This is a genomic window from Psychrobacter sp. 1U2 (genome assembly GCF_051847575.1).
On the sequence record NZ_JBPYDC010000617.1, the window covers coordinates 1 to 937 of the forward strand.

Annotated in this window: 1 protein-coding gene; it reads right to left on the reverse strand. The window is 43.4% G+C overall.

The features are described from left to right. The coding region (locus ACS8FD_RS17650) for an SbcC/MukB-like Walker B domain-containing protein (RefSeq protein ID WP_439276809.1) at nucleotides 1-937 on the reverse strand (937 nt) is incomplete at both ends.

A 937-nucleotide genomic window follows, 5' to 3' on the forward strand; every position in this document is an offset into this window, starting at 1 on the left:
AGTTTTTCGACTTTTATTTGGGTTAAGATACGATCTTTTAACGCCTGTACGTGAGAGATGATGCCGATCAATTTACCTTCTTGCTGTAAGCTGGTTAAGGTATCGAGTGCAATATCTAAGGAGTCTTCATCAAGCGTACCAAAGCCTTCATCCAAAAATAACGAGTCAACGCGAATGTTATGACTGGCCATCTGTGAAAGACCAAGCGCCAATGCTAGACTGATAATAAAGCATTCACCGCCAGAAAGGTTTTTGGTACTGCGAATATCACCGCCTTGATAGTTGTCGATGACATTAAGCTCAAGCGGACTGCACTCATCATGAATGAGTAAATAACGATCACTCATCTTTTGCAATTGCGTATTGGCATGACTAATCATGACCTCAAACGTTAAGCCTTGGGCAAAGGTGCGATATTTTTTGCCATCAGCTGAGCCAATTAGCGTGTGTAGCTGCTGCCAGATTTGTAGTTTCTGTTTTTGCGCATCAATCGCAACGAGCTGTTCCGCTTGTTGGCCTTTTTGATTATCGTTATCTTTGAGCTTTTGGTCAATTGCACCGATTTTTTGACTTAACTCATCGATATCCGTTTGTATTTGCTTATGCTGGCTTGCAAGCGTTTCTTGGCTTTCCTCGGTCATAGCAGTAGCAAGTTTTAGCGTTAACGCTTGCTGGGTACTATCTAATTGTAGTTTCGCTTGCTGTAGCGCATTATCAAGTGCTAATTTACGTGTATGTAATGCTTCTCGCGCTTCTTTCGGCAAGCGAGCGCTAACGAATGCCGCTTCATCCACAAACTGTGACTCTGTAAGTAACTCTGTAAAGGCGCTTTGCTGCGTATTTAAGGTGGTAGTCGCAGACCGCAGCTCTGTGGTCAGCTGATGCTTGCTACGCTCCAACTGCTCTAAATCGTGCTCTACCTTATCTAACTGTCTTT